Genomic DNA, 15,115 nt, shown 5'->3' with positions numbered 1-15,115 from the left:
CTAACTGCTGCGCCGCGCCGTCGCCAGAAGCCCCGCCATCGCCAGAAGAATGGCGCCGCTGACCCGTGCCGCCATGGCCTCGCGTCCCGGCGTGGTCACGATCCGGCCCATGCGGGCACCGGTAGCGGCATAAAGGCTTGCAACGGTGAATTCGATCATCAGATAGACCAGCCCCAAGGCCCAGAGCTGGGCCGCGAAATCCGCGCCCGAGAGGACGAATTGCGGCAGGAAGGCGGTGAACAGTAGGATCGCCTTCGGATTGCCGATGGCGACCAGGAATTCATGCCGGGCCATGCGCGCGGTGCTGCGCGGCGCCGCCTGCTGTGCCTCGGCCAGACCCAGCGAGCCGCGCCGGATCATGCCGATCGCCATCCAGGCCAGATAGGCGACGCCGGCCCATTTCACGACGCCGAAGATCAGCGCCGAGGTTTCGAACAGGGTTCCAAGCCCCAGCGACACCCCCGCCAGCAGCAGGGCAAAGGCGGCCATGCGGCCAAACAGGCTCAGCATCGTGCGGCCGGTCCCGGCCCGGATGCCATTGACCAGCGACAGCATGTTGTTGGCCCCCGGCGTGGCGGCGACCAGAGCGGCCGCCGGCACGAAGAAAGCCAGATGCGCGAGGCTCAGAACCTCCATCAGAACGACATCTTGGTATAGTCGGTCTCGTCCGGATAGAACCCATCCTCAAGCGAGGTGGTGTGTTTCACCAACAGTTTCCCGTCGGTCACCTGGCTGATGTACTGCTGGCCAAAGACCTGATGGGTCTTGCCGTTGAACAGCTTCGGCCCCTGCGGGTGTTCGTTCGACTGCGCCATGTCGGTCATCGCCTCGACCGCCTCGATCAGCGCCGGACGATCCTTGAAGGACTGATAGCCCGCGGCCTCCATCCCTGCCTTGATGACATAGAGCGTCTCCCAGCAGGCGAACATATGGGCGTAGGTCGACACGTCCTTGGGATCGGCGACCGATGCGCCATTGGCATCGACGCCCACCTGTTCGCGATAGAACTTGTCGAACGAGGTCTGATCAGGCTGGGCATAGCGCGGCATGCCTTCCCAGAAATACGACCCTTCCAGGAATTCGAGCCCCGGGCTGGCGATATCAACCGCTTCGAGGCTGTCGATGAAGCCGAACATCTCGGGACGGGACGGCCCGAAGAATTCGCCCAGTTCCTTGACGAAGGTCAGCACGGCCGGGCCGACCATGACGTGATAGATCACCTCGGTCTCACGCGGGATCTTGGGGAAATACTTGGTGAAGGAGGTCTCGGTCGGCGGGATCGCCAGCTTGGCCACCACCTCGCCGCCCTGCGCCGCGATCGCCTCGGAGAAGAAATCGCGGTGGTCATGGCCGAAGGCATAGTCGGGATAGATCATGGTGACCTTCTTCCCGAGGTTCGCCGCCACGAAGGGCGCCATCGCCTTCACCTGGCTTTTCACATCGGTGATGCCGGGCTGGATGGTATAGCGGTTCAGCGCGCCCGAGGCGAGCTGATGGCCTTCGGAGACGATGAAATAGGGCAGCTTCAGCTCGCCCGCGCGGGGGGCGGAGCCCGCCACCACATGGGAAAACAGCGTGCCATACCCGATATCGCATTTCAGCTGGGTGGCGAATTTCTCGACCACCTCGGCGCCGCGCTTGGGATCGGTGCCGTCATCCTCGATGACGATCTCGACCGGGCGTCCGTTGATGCCGCCAGCCTCGTTGATCAGCCGGGTCGCGGCCTCGGTGGTGCGGCCATACCAACGGCCATAGGCGGCGCCGATCCCGGTCCGGTGCATCTGGAAGCCGATACGGATCGGCTCGGCGGTCTGGGCCTGGGCATAGCGCGCCCAGAGCGGCAGGCTGGTGGCTGCGGCTGCGCCGCCGGCCAGGGTCTTCAGCGCGCCGCGCCGGGTGGTTCCGGTGGATGTCGTGGTCTTGATGGTCATGGCATGTCCCCCATGCGACAAAGATGCGTGTCCGTTGCCCGGCTTCTGATCTTGTTAGTGTGCAAACAAACTGGTAACGGATCCAGCCGATTCGCTTGTTTTCTATACGCCACGGGGCGAGGCAAGCAACCAAAGCCCAAAAAATGTGTATCCAACCATGAAGGCCGCGAGCGGCGCCTGGCTGAGCAGGGCACGACGATTGCTGCCGAAGGCGCGCAGCGCCAGCCCATGCGCCAGCATCACCGCGATCACATGCCCCAGCACCACGGCGCCGGCCTGGGTCAGCCAGATCGCCCGCATCGTGTCAGTGGCGTTGAAGAAGCCGGTGGTGACGTGCAGGTGCTGCAGCTCCTCGGTATGGGCATGGTCGTGATCCGGCATCAGCCCGTGCTCCAGCCCATGGCCCAGCGCCCCGGCCCAGTCGCGCAGCAGCTCCAGCACATATTGGCCATCGACCAGCAGCGCAGTGTAGTAATGCGCGATGTGATAGCCCAGCGCGATCGGCAGCAAGGTGGGGGCAAAGATCCGCATCGCCGCGCCCAGCGCCATGTCGGAGCGGTTCAGCAGCAGCCCCGCCTTGATGGTCCCGGCGAAGATCGCCACCAGCAGGGCGTTTGCAGTCAGCAACCCCACCACATTCTGCCAGACCACGGCGGAGCGGCCGGGAAACTCCAGCGGGTTGATCCCCAGAACCCCAAGCCACCAGAAGGTTTCGTTCACCCCGTCGAAACTGCCGCAGGCGAGGATCACCAGCATGAAGATCGCAAGGCCCCCCTTTGGCGCCCGCGTCTTCAGGATCTGCCAGCCGAACAGCCCGAGTTGCAGCCGCCCGCCGCGCCGCGCCAGCAGGGACATCTGGCGATAGCAGCGCAGCAGCCCCGAAAGCCCCTCGCCCCGGATCAACCAGCGCGGCCCGAAGACCAGCCCGGCGATCAGCGTCAGCAGCCAATAGGTGCCGGCAACAAGAGCAAGCCGCGCCGGATCGGCCGGCGCCGGATCGGCCATCAGGAAACCGGCGAAGCCCAGAAAGGTGACGATCGCCGGCGCATGGCCCAACCGGGCCGGCAGGTGCATTGGTGACCGCACCCCGGTCAATTGCCGGATCAGCGCCAGCGGCCCACGCCAGGGGTTGATCCAGCGCCAGATGTCGAACAGCAGCCCCTGGGTTACCACCACGCAGATCCAGAACACCGTCCAGATGGCCAGCACCAGCGGGTTCTCCACCGGATCGCGCGGCCCGGCGAAGCCGCTTGCCACCAAGGCCAGAAAACCCAGCGCCGCGAAGGTCGAAGTGACCAGCGGCGCGGCGCTCATCGGCAGGCGCATCAGCCGCAAGGGAGAGAAGATCACCTCGAGCACCCGCTCGGGCAGCACCGCCATCAGCAGCACGGTCAACGCCACCGCCGCCGCGCCGGAGGCGATATAGACATCCGTCGGCAACAGCAGCACCAGCCCCTGTTCCGAGGCATGCGCCAGGGCCGCCCCGGTTCCGAGGATCAGGGCGAGAATCGCGGCGCCGATAAGGCGCGGGGCAAACATCTGTCTCATGCGCACGAGTGTACCCGGAGCCGGTAACAGGGAAAGCCTGTTCCCCGCACCTGCGCCCTTTCCTTGCAATCGCCGTCCCTTTTGGCAGCGCCCGCGCCTCCTTCGGCACCAGAGGATCACCATCGTTGACAGGACCACCCGCTTGCGCAGATCATTTGTGTACGAACAATATATATAGTGTGAGCGGATGGGCATGGCTGAGAAGACCCCGGGCGCGGTTGTCGGCGTCGATGTCGGCGGCACTTTCACCGATCTGATCGAGCTTGACCCCGGCAGCGGCCGGGTGCGGCTGGCCAAGGTGGCGAGCACGCTGGACAATCAGGCCCATGGGGTGCTGACCGCCTTGCGCGAGGCTGGATCGGATCTGGCCGCGCTCGACCTGATCGTGCATGGCACCACCACCACCACCAACGCGGTGCTGGAACGCAAGCTGTCGAAGACCGGGTTGATCACCACCGCCGGCTTTCGCGACGTGCTGGAACTGGGCCGCCGCACCCGACCGCAGGCCTACGGGATGAAGGGGGATTTCAAACCGCTGATCCCCCGCAACCTGCGGCTGGAAGTGGCCGAGCGGATGGATGCCGCAGGCCACGTGCTGGTGCCGCTGGACGAGGCCGGGCTGCGCGCCGCCGGTCAGGCGCTGCTGGATCAGGGCTGCGAGGCGCTGGTGATCCATTTCCTGCACGCCTATGCCAACCCCGCCCACGAGCTGCGCGCGGCGGAAATCCTGCGCGCGATCTGGCCCAACGATCACATCACCCTGGGCCATGCGCTGCTGTCGGAAAGCCGCGAGTTCGAACGCGGGGTGACGGCGGCGGTCAACGCCTCGGTCCAGCCGCTGCTCGACCGCTATATCCGCCGGCTCACCGACCATCTGGCCGCGGGCGGCTATACGGGCGAAGTGCTGGTGATGAACGGCAACGGCGGCATGGTCTCGGCCAGACGTGTGGCGCTGGAAGCCGCCAAGACGGTGATGTCCGGCCCCGCCTCGGGCGTGATGGCGGCGGCCTATACCGGGCGGCGGTCGGGGCATGAGAACCTGATCACCTATGACATGGGCGGCACCTCGACCGACGTGGCGCTGATCCGGGGGGCGGAGCCCACGGTGTCGAACGAGATCGAGATCGAATATGCCATGCCGATCCATGTGCCGATGGTCGATGTGCGCACGGTGGGGGCCGGCGGCGGCTCCATCGCGCGGGTGAACCCGGCCGGGCTTTTGGAGGTCGGGCCGGAAAGCGCCGGCGCCCGGCCCGGGCCGATCTGCTATGGCCGCGGCGGCGAAAGGCCGACGATTTCCGATGCCAACCTGCTGTTGGGCCGGCTCGATCCCGCCGGGCTGAACGCGGTGGAGGGCGGCGTTTCCATCGACCATGTGCGCGAGATCTTCGCCCGCGATCTGGGCGCGCCCCTAGGATTGGAGGCGACCGAGGCCGCCGCCGCGGTGATCCGGGTCGCCAATACCAAGATGGCCGGCGCCATCCGCATGGTGTCGGTCTCGCTCGGCGCCGATCCGCGCGACTTCGCGCTGTTTGCCTTTGGCGGTGCCGGGCCGCTCCATGCCACGGCGCTGGCGCGGGAGCTGTCGATCCCCCGCGTGCTGGTCCCGGCCCGCCCCGGCATCACCAATGCTTTGGGCTGCGTGGTGGCCGACCTGCGCCATGATTTCGTCACCACGGTCAACCGTCCGCTCGATACGCTCGACCCCGGCCATCTGGCGCAGGTCTTCGCCCGCCAGACGGCAGAGGGCGAGGCGCTGATCGGCAAGGAGAATATCGAAATCCGGGGGATCCGCCGGCTTTACAGCGTCGACATGCAGTTCCAGGGCCAGACCCATCTGCTGCGGGTTCCGCTCGACCGCCCGGATGTGGCGGTCGAGACGCTGAGAGAGCTGTTCGAGGCCGCCTATTACAAACGCTTCCGCGTCGCGCTGGACGATATCCGCGCCAATCTGGTGAACGCCAATTGTTCGGTCATCGGAGCACGGGCCGAACTGGACCTGTCGTCGCTGATCAACCCGGCAGAACGCAAGGCGACGCTGGACCAGGCCCAGATGTCGCGCCGCCCGGTCTGGTTCGCCGACGCGGGCGCCGGCGGCGGCTGGCACGATACGCCGGTCTATTGGCGCGATCACCTGCCCGAGCGGTTCGAGATCACCGGCCCCGCCATCGTCCAGCAGATGGACACCACTTTGCTGATCGAACCGGGCGACCGCGCCACCGGCGACGCCGACGGCAATATCATCGTCGAAATCGGAGGTGCGGCATGAGCCTCGATCCCGTCACCCTTTCGGTCATCCAGGCCGGGCTGCAACAGGTCTGCGACGAGATGGACTTGAGTTTCTCCCGCGCCGCCTTCTCGCCGGTGATCGCCGAGGCCAACGACCGCTCGGACGGTATCTATGCCGCCGAGGATGGCGCGCTGATCGCGCAAGGAAGCCAGGGATTGCCGGTCTTCGTCGGCACCATGCAGGATTCGACCCGGCAGCTGATCGACCGCATCCGCCGCGGGGTGACGCCGGGACCCTCGCCCGGCGATATCTATATCGTCAACGACCCCTATCTGGGCGGCACCCATCTGATGGACGTGCGCTTTGCCATGCCGTTCTATCGGGGCGGCGCGCTCTATTGCTGGCTGTCGAATACCGGGCATTGGCCCGATACCGGCGGCTCGGTCCCCGGCGGCTTTTCCGCCTCCGCCACCGCGGTGGAGCAGGAGGGGCTGCGGCTGCCGCCGGTGCGGTTGTTCAAGCAGGGCGAGTTGGATCAGGAAATCTATGCCATCATCTGTTCCAACATCCGGGTGGCCGACCAGCGGATCGGCGACGTCAAGGCGCAGGCCGCCGCCCTGCTGGTGGGGGAGGAGCGGCTGAACGCGCTCCTCGACCGCTATGGCGACGACACCGTGAGCGAGGCGATCGAGGAACTCCGCCGCCGCGCCGCCACCCAGATGCGCGCCTTCATCGCCGATATTCCGGAAGGGACCTACCAGGCCACCGCCTGGATCGACAGCGACGGGGTGGTGAACCAGCCGCTGGCGATCCGGCTGACGGTAACGAAGGCAGAGGGCCGTCTGGTCTTCGACTTCACCGGCTCCAGCGCCCCCTGCGCCGGGCCAATGAACTCGGTCCGCGCCACCACGCTCAGCGCCGTCTATCTGGCGATCCGCCATATCTTCCCCGAGGTGCCGATGAGCGCCGGGGCGTTTGAACCGCTGGAGGTGACGGGGATCGAGGGCACCTTCCTTGATGCGCAATACCCCCGACCGGTGTCGGGCTGCGCGGCGGAGGTGTCGCAGCGGATCGCCGAGGCGGTGTTCGCCGCGCTGGTGGGCCCGTTGCCCGACCGGGTGACGGCGGCGCCGGCGGGCACCAGCGGCAATTTCGCGCTCGGCGGCCACGATCCGGCGCGCGGGCGGGATTACGTGATGTATCAGATTTCGGGGGGCGGCTATGGCGGCAATGCCGATCACGACGGGCTGTCGAACGGCTGCTCCACCATCGGCATCTCCAAGGCGCCGCCGATCGAGATCATGGAGCAGGCCTATCCGGTGCTGTATCATCGCTATGCGCTGCACGAGGGATCGGGCGGCGCCGGGTTCCATCGCGGCGGCTTCGGTCTCGATTACGAGGTGGAGTTGCGGCGCGGCGAGGCGCGGGCGAGCTTCGTGATGGATCATGGGCGGACCGGGCCGCAGGGCGCGCTTGGCGGCGGTGACGGGGCGGTCAACCATGTCACCGTCTGGCGCGGCGGCGAGGCCTATGTCCCGCCGCATCTGTCCAAGGATCAGGACATCCCGCTGGGCCCCGGAGACCGGGTGCATGTGCGCACCCCGGGCGGTGGCGGCTATGGCGACCCCTTCGCACGGCCCACCGAGGCGGTGCGCTACGACGTCGAGATGGGCCGCTATACCGCGAAACAGGCGGCGCATCTGTTCGGCGTGGCGGTGACCGGCACCCCGCCGCAGGTGGATGAGGCGGAAACGGCGCGGCTGCGCCAAGGAGCGGGCTGACATCGCCCACCTCCACGGGTCGGGAAAGAGGCTTTGGGGCTACGGGGGGATGACCTGTCGAACCGCGGCGCCCCCGCTGCGGGTGGGAGCCTCCGGCGGCCGTATTTGGGACGAAGAGAAGGCAAAGGCGCGCGCTTTACCTCAGCCCAGCGCCATCCAGAGCGCCACTGCGGCGAGGAGCGCGCCCAGGGCGCGATTGAGCCGACGCGCCTGCTGCGGATCGCGGAAGTGGATCGCCAGCCGATCGCCGATCAGGCTCCAGACCGCGAAGGCCAGCGTGTTGTTCAGGGTGAAGACCGTGGTGATCCAGAGCACGCCGGCGGGCCCGGTCGCGGGGCCGAGGAATTGGCTGAACATCAGCACGATGATCACATAGGCCTTGGGATTCAGAAGCAGGAGCACCGCGCCGTCGCGCGCGCCCATCGGCCGGGCCCGCGCCCCCTGCGCCACCGCCCCCGCGCGCCAGAGGCCGAGTGCCAGCCAGAGCACATAGGCGGCGCCGGCCCATTTCAGCAGCGAGAACATGAGCGGCGCCTGCGCCAGAGCAGTGGCGAAACCGAAGCCCAGGGCGGCGGTGACGATCCAGGTGGCGAGGTGATAGCCAAGGCTCGCCGGGGCGGTGGCGATCAGGCCAAACCGCGCGCCGGTGGCGGCGAAGATCATGTTGCCCGGCCCCGGGCTGTAGGCCAGCGGGAACAGGAAGGCGAGCAGCGGCAGGGTCAGATCAGGCATGGCGGGCTCCCAAACATCGGTGGCCCCTTCATCGCCCCGGACAGCACCGCCCCGCGACCCGGTTCCTGCGCATTGCCGCCGCTTGCCCGAACCGATGGATTCAACTAAAGCCGACCCATGCTTGACGAGTCCGACGATATCCATCCGCTGTTTCACGGTGCGCCCTCGACCACCGAGTTCAAAAAGCTGCGCAAACGCATCGTGCGAGCCACGCGCGAAGCGATCGAACACTATGGGATGATCGAAACCGACGCCCATGACAAGGATGCCAAGCCGGCGCGCTGGCTGGTGTGCCTGTCGGGTGGCAAGGACAGCTATACCCTGCTCGCCGTGCTCTACGAGCTGAAGTGGCGCGGCCTGCTGCCGGTCGATCTTCTGGCCTGCAACCTGGATCAGGGCCAGCCGGGCTTTCCCGCCACCGTGCTGCCGGAGTTTCTGGAACGCATGGGGGTGCCGCACCGGATCGAATATCAGGACACCTATTCGATTGTGATGGACAAGGTGCCGGCCGGGCGCACCTATTGCGCGCTCTGTTCGCGGCTGCGGCGCGGCAACCTCTATCGAATCGCCCGGGAAGAGGGCTGTTCGGCGGTGGTGCTGGGGCATCACCGCGACGATATCCTGGAAACATTCTTCATGAATCTGTTCCACGGTGGCCGCCTCGCGACCATGCCGCCGAAACTGGTAAATGAAGAAGGCGATCTTTTCGTTTACCGTCCCCTGGCCCATGTCGCCGAGGAGGATTGCGAGAAATTCGCCCGGGCGATGAACTATCCCATCATCCCTTGCGACCTATGCGGATCGCAGGACGGGCTGCAGCGCCAGCAGGTCAAGCAAATTCTTGATAATTGGGAGAAAAACTCTCCCGGCCGGCGGCAGGTGATGTTCCGGGCGCTGACCAATATCCGCCCCTCGCACATGCTGGATCCGAAGCTGTTCGACTTCGCCGGGCTGACGCGGGGCATGGGGACCCCCGGCAACGACGAAGACGACAAAATTCCGCGTCTGCGTTAACATCCCAGTCAGAACATCGGGTTAGGGTCATCTTGCGCGAACTGACGCAAAGGTGAAAGGCCCCGTGATGCAACTGCCCAAATCCAGCCCCATGACCCGGCTGCGCAACAGGATCCTGCCGATCCTGATGGGGCCGCCGATCCTGGCCTTCCTGCCGGCGCTCACCCTCGGGGTCTTCTGGCTGTGGGGAGAGGCTGCACTGGTCATCGTATCGCTCGGACTGCCGCTGCTCTTCGCCTTCGTCGGGGCCTTCGACGAGCGGGCCCGCGCCCCGGCGCTGCCGCGCGACGGGGTCACCGGGCTGATGCTGCGCGAGGGATTCGAGGCGGCGCTGGCCCGTGTCTATGCCGATACCAAGCGCTCTGGCCTGCGCTCGGCCTGTTTCGTGCTGGAACTGGATGAGTATAAGGAACTGAGCGAACGCCACGGCATGGCCGCCGCCGACCGCGTGGCGCAGAGCACCGGCGAACGCATCTGCGCCGCGCTGCGCAGCGACGATATCGTCGCCCGGATCGGCGACAGCCGCTTCGCCGTCTGCCTGACCCCGGTGCGGATGCTGGATCTGGAACTCTGCATCCAGCTTGCCGGCCGCATGCAGAGCGCGGTGGAGGATCCGATCTCGCTCGACGCCAGCACGATCTACATGACCGCCTCGGTCGGGCTGTGCATGCGCCGCCGCGCGCCGGGCAGCGATGCCTCCGCCTGGCTCGAGGCGGCAAGCGAGGCCCTGGCCGAAGCGCAGCGCAGCGGGCCGTCGGGCATCCGGGTCTATACCAGCGACACCCACCGCCGGTCGCAGGCGCGCAACGATCTGCGCGAAGAGGCCGCCTTTGCACTGGAAAACGGTCAGATCCAACCCTGGTACCAGCCGCAGATTTCCACCAATACCGGGCTGATCACCGGTTTCGAGGCCCTGGCGCGCTGGGTGCATCCGGTGCATGGCATGCTGCCGCCCGACAATTTCCTGCCGGCGCTGGAAGAGGCCGGGCTGATGGAACGGCTGGGTCAGGTGATCCTCTATCACGCGCTGACCGCGCTCAAGGCCTGGGACAGCGCCGGGGTCGAGGTGCCGCAGGTCGGCGTCAACTTCTCGCCCGAGGAGCTGCGCAATCCCGGGCTGGTCGAGCGCATCCGCTGGGAGCTTGACCGCTTCGACCTGACGCCGGACCGGCTGTCGGTGGAAATCCTGGAATCGGTGGTCAGCACCGACCCCGACGACACCATCGCCCATAATATCGCCGGGCTCGCCAAGCTGGGCTGCAGAATCGACCTGGACGATTTCGGCACCGGTCACGCCTCTTTCTCCTCGATCCGCCGCTTTGCGGTATCGCGGATCAAGATCGACCGCTCCTTCGTGATGAAGGCGGACCGCGACCCGGAACAGCAACGCATGATCGCCGCGATCCTGACGATGGCCGAACGGCTGGAGATCGAGACCCTGGCCGAAGGCGTCGAGACGGTGGGGGAACACGCGCTGCTGGCCCAGCTCGGCTGCGATCACGTACAGGGCTTCGGCATCGGCCGGCCGATGCCCTTCGAACAGACGCTCGACTGGATTGCCGCCCATCGCGCGAAACTGCGCGATGCGCCGCGGATCGGCCGCGAAACCGGCTGATCCTTCCCGCCCGGGTCCATCCGGCCCGGGTTGCGCCCCGGAAATCGCTTGACCTTTGGGGCGCTACTCTGTTGAACCCACCCTGTCATAGCATAGGCAGCACAAGGTGGCGGTCCCCGATGGACGATCAGAACAAGAACCTCATCCTCGCAACGGCGCTTAGCTTCCTGGTGATCCTCGGGTGGTTCTTCTTTTTCCCGCCAGAGGACAAGACCGTGGATCCGAACGCGCCGCAGGTCGCCCAGACCGATACCGGCAACACCACGGGCAGCCTGCCCGCCACGCCCGACGCCCCGGCCTCTGCCGCGGCAGAGACCTCGACCGCACCCGAGGTGGCCGATGCGCCGCGGCTCAGGATCGACACCCCGCGGCTGTCCGGCAGCATCTCGCTGCTCGGCGGGCGGATGGATGAGCTGGCGCTGAAGGATTACCACGACACCGTCGATCCGACCTCGCCCATCGTGCAGATGCTGCACCCGGTCGGCGCCTCAGACGCCTATTACGCGCTTTATGGCTGGGCGCCCGGCGCCGGTCTGACGCTGGACGACGTGCCGGGCCCCAACACGCAGTGGAGCCTGCTCGCCGGCGACACGCTGGGCGTCGGCAAGCCGGTCACCCTCGGCTGGGACAACGGCAAGGGCCTGACGTTCAAGCGCGAAATCTCGATCGACGACAATTACATGTTCACCGTCACCCAGTCGGTCGAGAATGCCAGCGGCGGCACCGTCGGCCTTGCCCCCTATGGGGTGCTGGCGCGCCACGGCCTGCCGGTCGGCCCCAAGGGCTTCTCGGTCGTGCATGAGGGTGTGATCGAAATGACCGACGGCACGCTGTCGGAAACCAAATACAAGAAGATGAAGGACTTCGACTTCCAGGAGCGCGAAGGCGCCCGGGCCGAGGTCAAGCAGGTGGAGAAAGACGGCTGGATCGGTTTCACCGACCACTATTGGATGACCACGCTGATCCCCTCCAGCGGCAGCGCCTTCAAGCAAGTGGCGAAATACGACGAGCGCCGCGACATCTATCAGACCGAGGCGGTGCTGCCGACCGAGACGCTCAGCGACGGGCAATCGACCACCGTCACCACCCGTCTGTTCGCCGGCGCCAAGGAATGGGAAACCATCCGCGCCTATGAGCGCGCCGGCATCGACCGCTTTATTGATTCGATCGACTGGGGCTGGTTCTTCTTCCTGACCAAGCCGATCTTCTGGCTGCTGCACAATATCCACAAGCTGATCGGCAACATGGGCTGGTCGATCATCGCCCTGACCCTGATCCTGAAAGCGATCCTGTTCCCGCTGGCATTCAAATCCTACGTCTCGATGGCGAAGATGAAGGAACTGCAGCCGCAGATGGAAGCGCTGAAGGAAGCCGCCGGCGACGACCGCCAGAAGCTGCAACAGGGCATGATGGAGCTTTACAAGAAGGAAAAGGTGAACCCGGCCGCCGGCTGTCTGCCGATCCTGCTGCAGATCCCGATCTTCTTCTCGCTCTACAAGGTGATCTCGGTCACGATGGAGTTGCGCCACGCCGCCTGGTTCGGCCCGTTCCAGGACCTGAGCGCGCCCGATCCCACCTCGATCATGAACTTCTTCGGCTGGGCCCCCTGGGCCGGGCCGGTGCCGGGAACCCTGCTGGCCACGGTGCTGATCGGCATCCTGCCGCTGCTGCTGGGGATTTCGATGTTCCTGCAACAAAAGCTGAACCCGGCGCCGACCGATCCGACGCAGAAGATGATCTTCGCCTGGATGCCTTGGGTCTTCATGTTCATGCTGGGCGGCTTTGCCAGCGGGCTGGTGGTCTACTGGATCACCAACAACACGATCACCTTCACCCAGCAGTATCTGATCATGCGGATGCAGGGCTATAAGCCGGACGTCTTCGGCAACATCAAGCAGACGTTCAAAAAGGCCCCGCCCGAGGACAAGAAGTGACGGCAACGGTCAGGGAAATCTGGCGCCATCCGATCAAGGCCCACGGGCGCGAGCGGTTGGCGCGGGTCGATCTGACCGCAGGCGCCGCCCTGCCCTGGGACAGGGCCTGGGCGGTCGCCCATGACGCGGCGCGCTTTGATGAAGCCGCCCCCGCCTGGGCCCCCTGCCGCAACTTCACCCGTGCCGCAGGATCGCCATCGCTGATGGCGATCGAAGCGCGGGTGGATGAGGCGACCGGGCAGATCACCCTGACCCATCCGGAGCGGCCCGCGATCACCATCGACCCGACCGATCCCCAGGACGCAGCGCGCTTCGTCGCTTGGGCCGGCCCCGTCACCAACCCCGACCGTCCGCAGCCCGCCCGACTGGTGCGCGCGCCGGATCAGGCGATGACGGATACCGATTTCCCCTCGATCTCGCTGATCAGCCTCGCCACCCATGCCGCTGTCGAGGCGGAGCTCGGTCAGGCGCTCTCACCGCTCAGGTGGCGCGGCAACCTGCTGTTCGACGGCCTGGCGCCCTGGGCCGAGCTGGACTGGCCGGGCAAGACCCTGCGCCTGGGCGAGATCGAACTGGAGGTGATCGAACCGATCACCCGCTGCATGGCCACCACCGCCAACCCCGTGACGGGGATTCGCGACGCCGATACGCTTGGCGCATTGAAAACCGGCTGGGGGCACCAGATCTGTGGCGTCTATGCCCGGGTCACCCGCGGCGGCACCCTGACCGAAGGCTGCCAAATCGAGGTTATGAACTGATGCAACTGCCCTTTCCCCCGGCTGAAGAGCCTGATGCGCCGACCGCCGAAAAGGGCCGCCTGCTGTTTGCCGGTCCTTCGGAATTCGTCAAGGGCGTGGTCGCCATGTCCGGCCTGCCCCCCGCCGACCGGGTCGAGATCTGCTTTGCCGGCCGCTCGAACGTCGGCAAATCCTCTCTGATCAATGCGTTGACCGGAACCAAGGGGCTGGCGCGCGCGTCGAATACCCCGGGCCGCACGCAAGAGATCAACTTCTTCGCCCAAGGCCCCGGCCTCTATCTGGTCGACCTGCCCGGCTATGGCTATGCCAACGCGCCGCTGGCGGTGGTGGAGAAATGGCAAAAGCTGCTGAAACAGTATCTCTCCGGCCGCCAGACCCTGCGCCGCGCCTTCGTGCTGATCGACGCGCGCCACGGGGTGAAAGCCGTCGATGACGAGATCATGAAACTGCTCGACAGCGCGGCCGTGACCTTCCAATGCGTGCTGACCAAGACCGATAAGGTGAAGGCGGCGGATCGCGACAAGGTGCTGACCCAGGTGCGCGGCGCATTGGCGAAACACCCCGCCGCCTATCCCGAGATCGTGCTGACCTCGAGCGAGAAGGGCGATGGCATCGCCAGCCTGCGCGCCATCATCGCCGGGCTGACCGAGGAATAACTTGCGCCAAAAGCGCAAAACATGAGAACCCGCTCCGAAACGGACACAATCGATGAAGACTCAGGACATGAACCGCGACTGGATTGCCACTGCCGCCACTTTGTCGAGCGCGCTGCCCTATCTGCAGCGCTATGACGACGCCATCGTCGTGATCAAGCTGGGCGGTCACGCCATGGGCAGCGACGAGGCGATGGAAAGCTTTGCCCGCGATGTGGTGCTGATGCGCCAGGTGGGCGTGAACCCGGTGATCGTCCATGGCGGCGGCCCGATGATCAACGCCATGCTGGACAAGCTGGGCGCCAAGTCGGAATTCGTCAACGGCAAGCGGGTGACCGACAAGCTGACCGTCGAAGTGGTCGAGATGGTGCTTTCCGGTCTCGTCAACAAGCGGATCGTGCAGGCGGTGAACCGGCAGGGCGGCATGGCCGTGGGCCTGTCGGGCAAGGATGCCAACCTGATGATCTGCGATCAGACCGATCCGGCGCTGGGGTTCGTCGGCACCCCCGCCGACATGAACCCCTCCATCCTGCGCGATCTCTTCGCGCATGACATCATCCCGGTGATCGCCCCGATCGGCGCCGGCCGCAATGGCGAGACCTTCAACGTCAACGGCGACACCGCCGCCGGCGCCATCGCCGCCGCGTTGAAGGCCGACCGGCTGCTGCTGCTGACCGATGTGTCGGGCGTAAAGAACGCCGCGGGCGAGGTATTGACCGAACTGACCGCGGCCCAGATCATCCAGATGACCGAAGAGGGCGTGATCGCCGGCGGCATGATCCCAAAGACCGAAACCGCGCTGGATGCCATCGAAGGCGGCGTGCGGGCGGTGGTGATCCTGGACGGCCGCGCGCCCAATGCCGTGCTTTTGGAACTCTTCACCGAACATGGCGCGGGATCATTGATCCGCAAGGGCTGA

12 protein-coding genes are annotated in these 15,115 nt (G+C 66.1%); 8 read left to right on the top strand and 4 right to left on the bottom strand.

All coding sequences use genetic code 11. From position 1 onward, the window contains the following. From ACN0V4_RS08745 to ACN0V4_RS08735, 3 genes are all read right to left on the bottom strand, one after another. The gene (locus ACN0V4_RS08745) at positions 1-636 is read right to left on the bottom strand and encodes a LysE family translocator (protein WP_417675100.1); all 636 of its coding nucleotides are present in this window, start codon (positions 634-636) and stop codon (positions 1-3) included. Further along, a complete protein-coding gene (locus tag ACN0V4_RS08740; RefSeq protein ID WP_417675098.1) occupies positions 636-1,931 on the bottom strand; it encodes an ABC transporter substrate-binding protein in 1,296 nt (431 codons plus the stop codon). The genes ACN0V4_RS08745 and ACN0V4_RS08740 overlap by 1 nt, the downstream gene beginning before the upstream one ends. 102 nt (positions 1,932-2,033) lie before the next feature. Further along, entirely contained in the window at positions 2,034-3,470 is a 1,437-nt protein-coding gene (locus ACN0V4_RS08735) for a hypothetical protein (RefSeq protein ID WP_417675096.1), read from the bottom strand. 202 nt (positions 3,471-3,672) lie between these two features. Between ACN0V4_RS08735 and ACN0V4_RS08730 the strand changes: the two genes are divergently transcribed. After that, positions 3,673-5,748: a hydantoinase/oxoprolinase family protein gene (locus ACN0V4_RS08730; protein ID WP_417675094.1), complete on the top strand. Its 2,076-nt coding sequence runs from the start codon at positions 3,673-3,675 to the stop codon at positions 5,746-5,748. Further along, positions 5,745-7,490: a hydantoinase B/oxoprolinase family protein gene (locus ACN0V4_RS08725; RefSeq protein WP_417675092.1), complete on the top strand. Its 1,746-nt coding sequence runs from the start codon at positions 5,745-5,747 to the stop codon at positions 7,488-7,490. Before ACN0V4_RS08730 ends, ACN0V4_RS08725 begins: the two co-directional genes overlap by 4 nt. Positions 7,491-7,631: 141 nt before the next feature. Here the strand turns inward: ACN0V4_RS08725 and ACN0V4_RS08720 are convergent, their stop codons facing one another. After that, positions 7,632-8,222: a LysE family translocator gene (locus ACN0V4_RS08720; RefSeq protein WP_417675090.1), complete on the bottom strand. Its 591-nt coding sequence runs from the start codon at positions 8,220-8,222 to the stop codon at positions 7,632-7,634. Positions 8,223-8,339: 117 nt separating this feature from the next. Here ACN0V4_RS08720 and ttcA point away from each other — a divergent pair, with 117 nt between their 5' ends. The 6 genes from ttcA to argB all read left to right on the top strand — a co-directional run bounded on the left by ttcA (position 8,340) and on the right by argB (position 15,115). Beyond that, positions 8,340-9,236, top strand: coding sequence for a tRNA 2-thiocytidine(32) synthetase TtcA (ttcA, locus tag ACN0V4_RS08715; RefSeq protein ID WP_417675088.1), 897 nt, complete (start codon positions 8,340-8,342; stop codon positions 9,234-9,236). Between the two features lie 67 nt (positions 9,237-9,303). Further along, entirely contained in the window at positions 9,304-10,851 is a 1,548-nt protein-coding gene (locus ACN0V4_RS08710; RefSeq protein ID WP_417675086.1) for a putative bifunctional diguanylate cyclase/phosphodiesterase, read from the top strand. Between the two features lie 119 nt (positions 10,852-10,970). Next, on the top strand, positions 10,971-12,785 hold the full coding sequence (gene yidC / locus ACN0V4_RS08705; protein ID WP_417675084.1) for a membrane protein insertase YidC: 1,815 nt from the start codon (positions 10,971-10,973) through the stop codon (positions 12,783-12,785). Continuing rightward, positions 12,782-13,543, top strand: coding sequence for an MOSC domain-containing protein (locus tag ACN0V4_RS08700; RefSeq protein ID WP_417675082.1), 762 nt, complete (start codon positions 12,782-12,784; stop codon positions 13,541-13,543). Before yidC ends, ACN0V4_RS08700 begins: the two co-directional genes overlap by 4 nt. Beyond that, on the top strand, positions 13,543-14,199 hold the full coding sequence (gene yihA, locus ACN0V4_RS08695) for a ribosome biogenesis GTP-binding protein YihA/YsxC (RefSeq protein WP_417675080.1): 657 nt from the start codon (positions 13,543-13,545) through the stop codon (positions 14,197-14,199). Before ACN0V4_RS08700 ends, yihA begins: the two co-directional genes overlap by 1 nt. A gap of 52 nt (positions 14,200-14,251) precedes the next feature. Then, positions 14,252-15,115, top strand: coding sequence for an acetylglutamate kinase (argB, locus tag ACN0V4_RS08690; protein ID WP_417675078.1), 864 nt, complete (start codon positions 14,252-14,254; stop codon positions 15,113-15,115).

This window comes from Pseudodonghicola sp. (assembly GCF_048268305.1).
Classification (GTDB): Bacteria; Pseudomonadota; Alphaproteobacteria; order Rhodobacterales; family Rhodobacteraceae; genus Pseudodonghicola.
The sequence above is the reverse complement of the archived record's forward strand: the minus strand, read 5'-3'. Positions and strand labels throughout refer to the sequence as shown.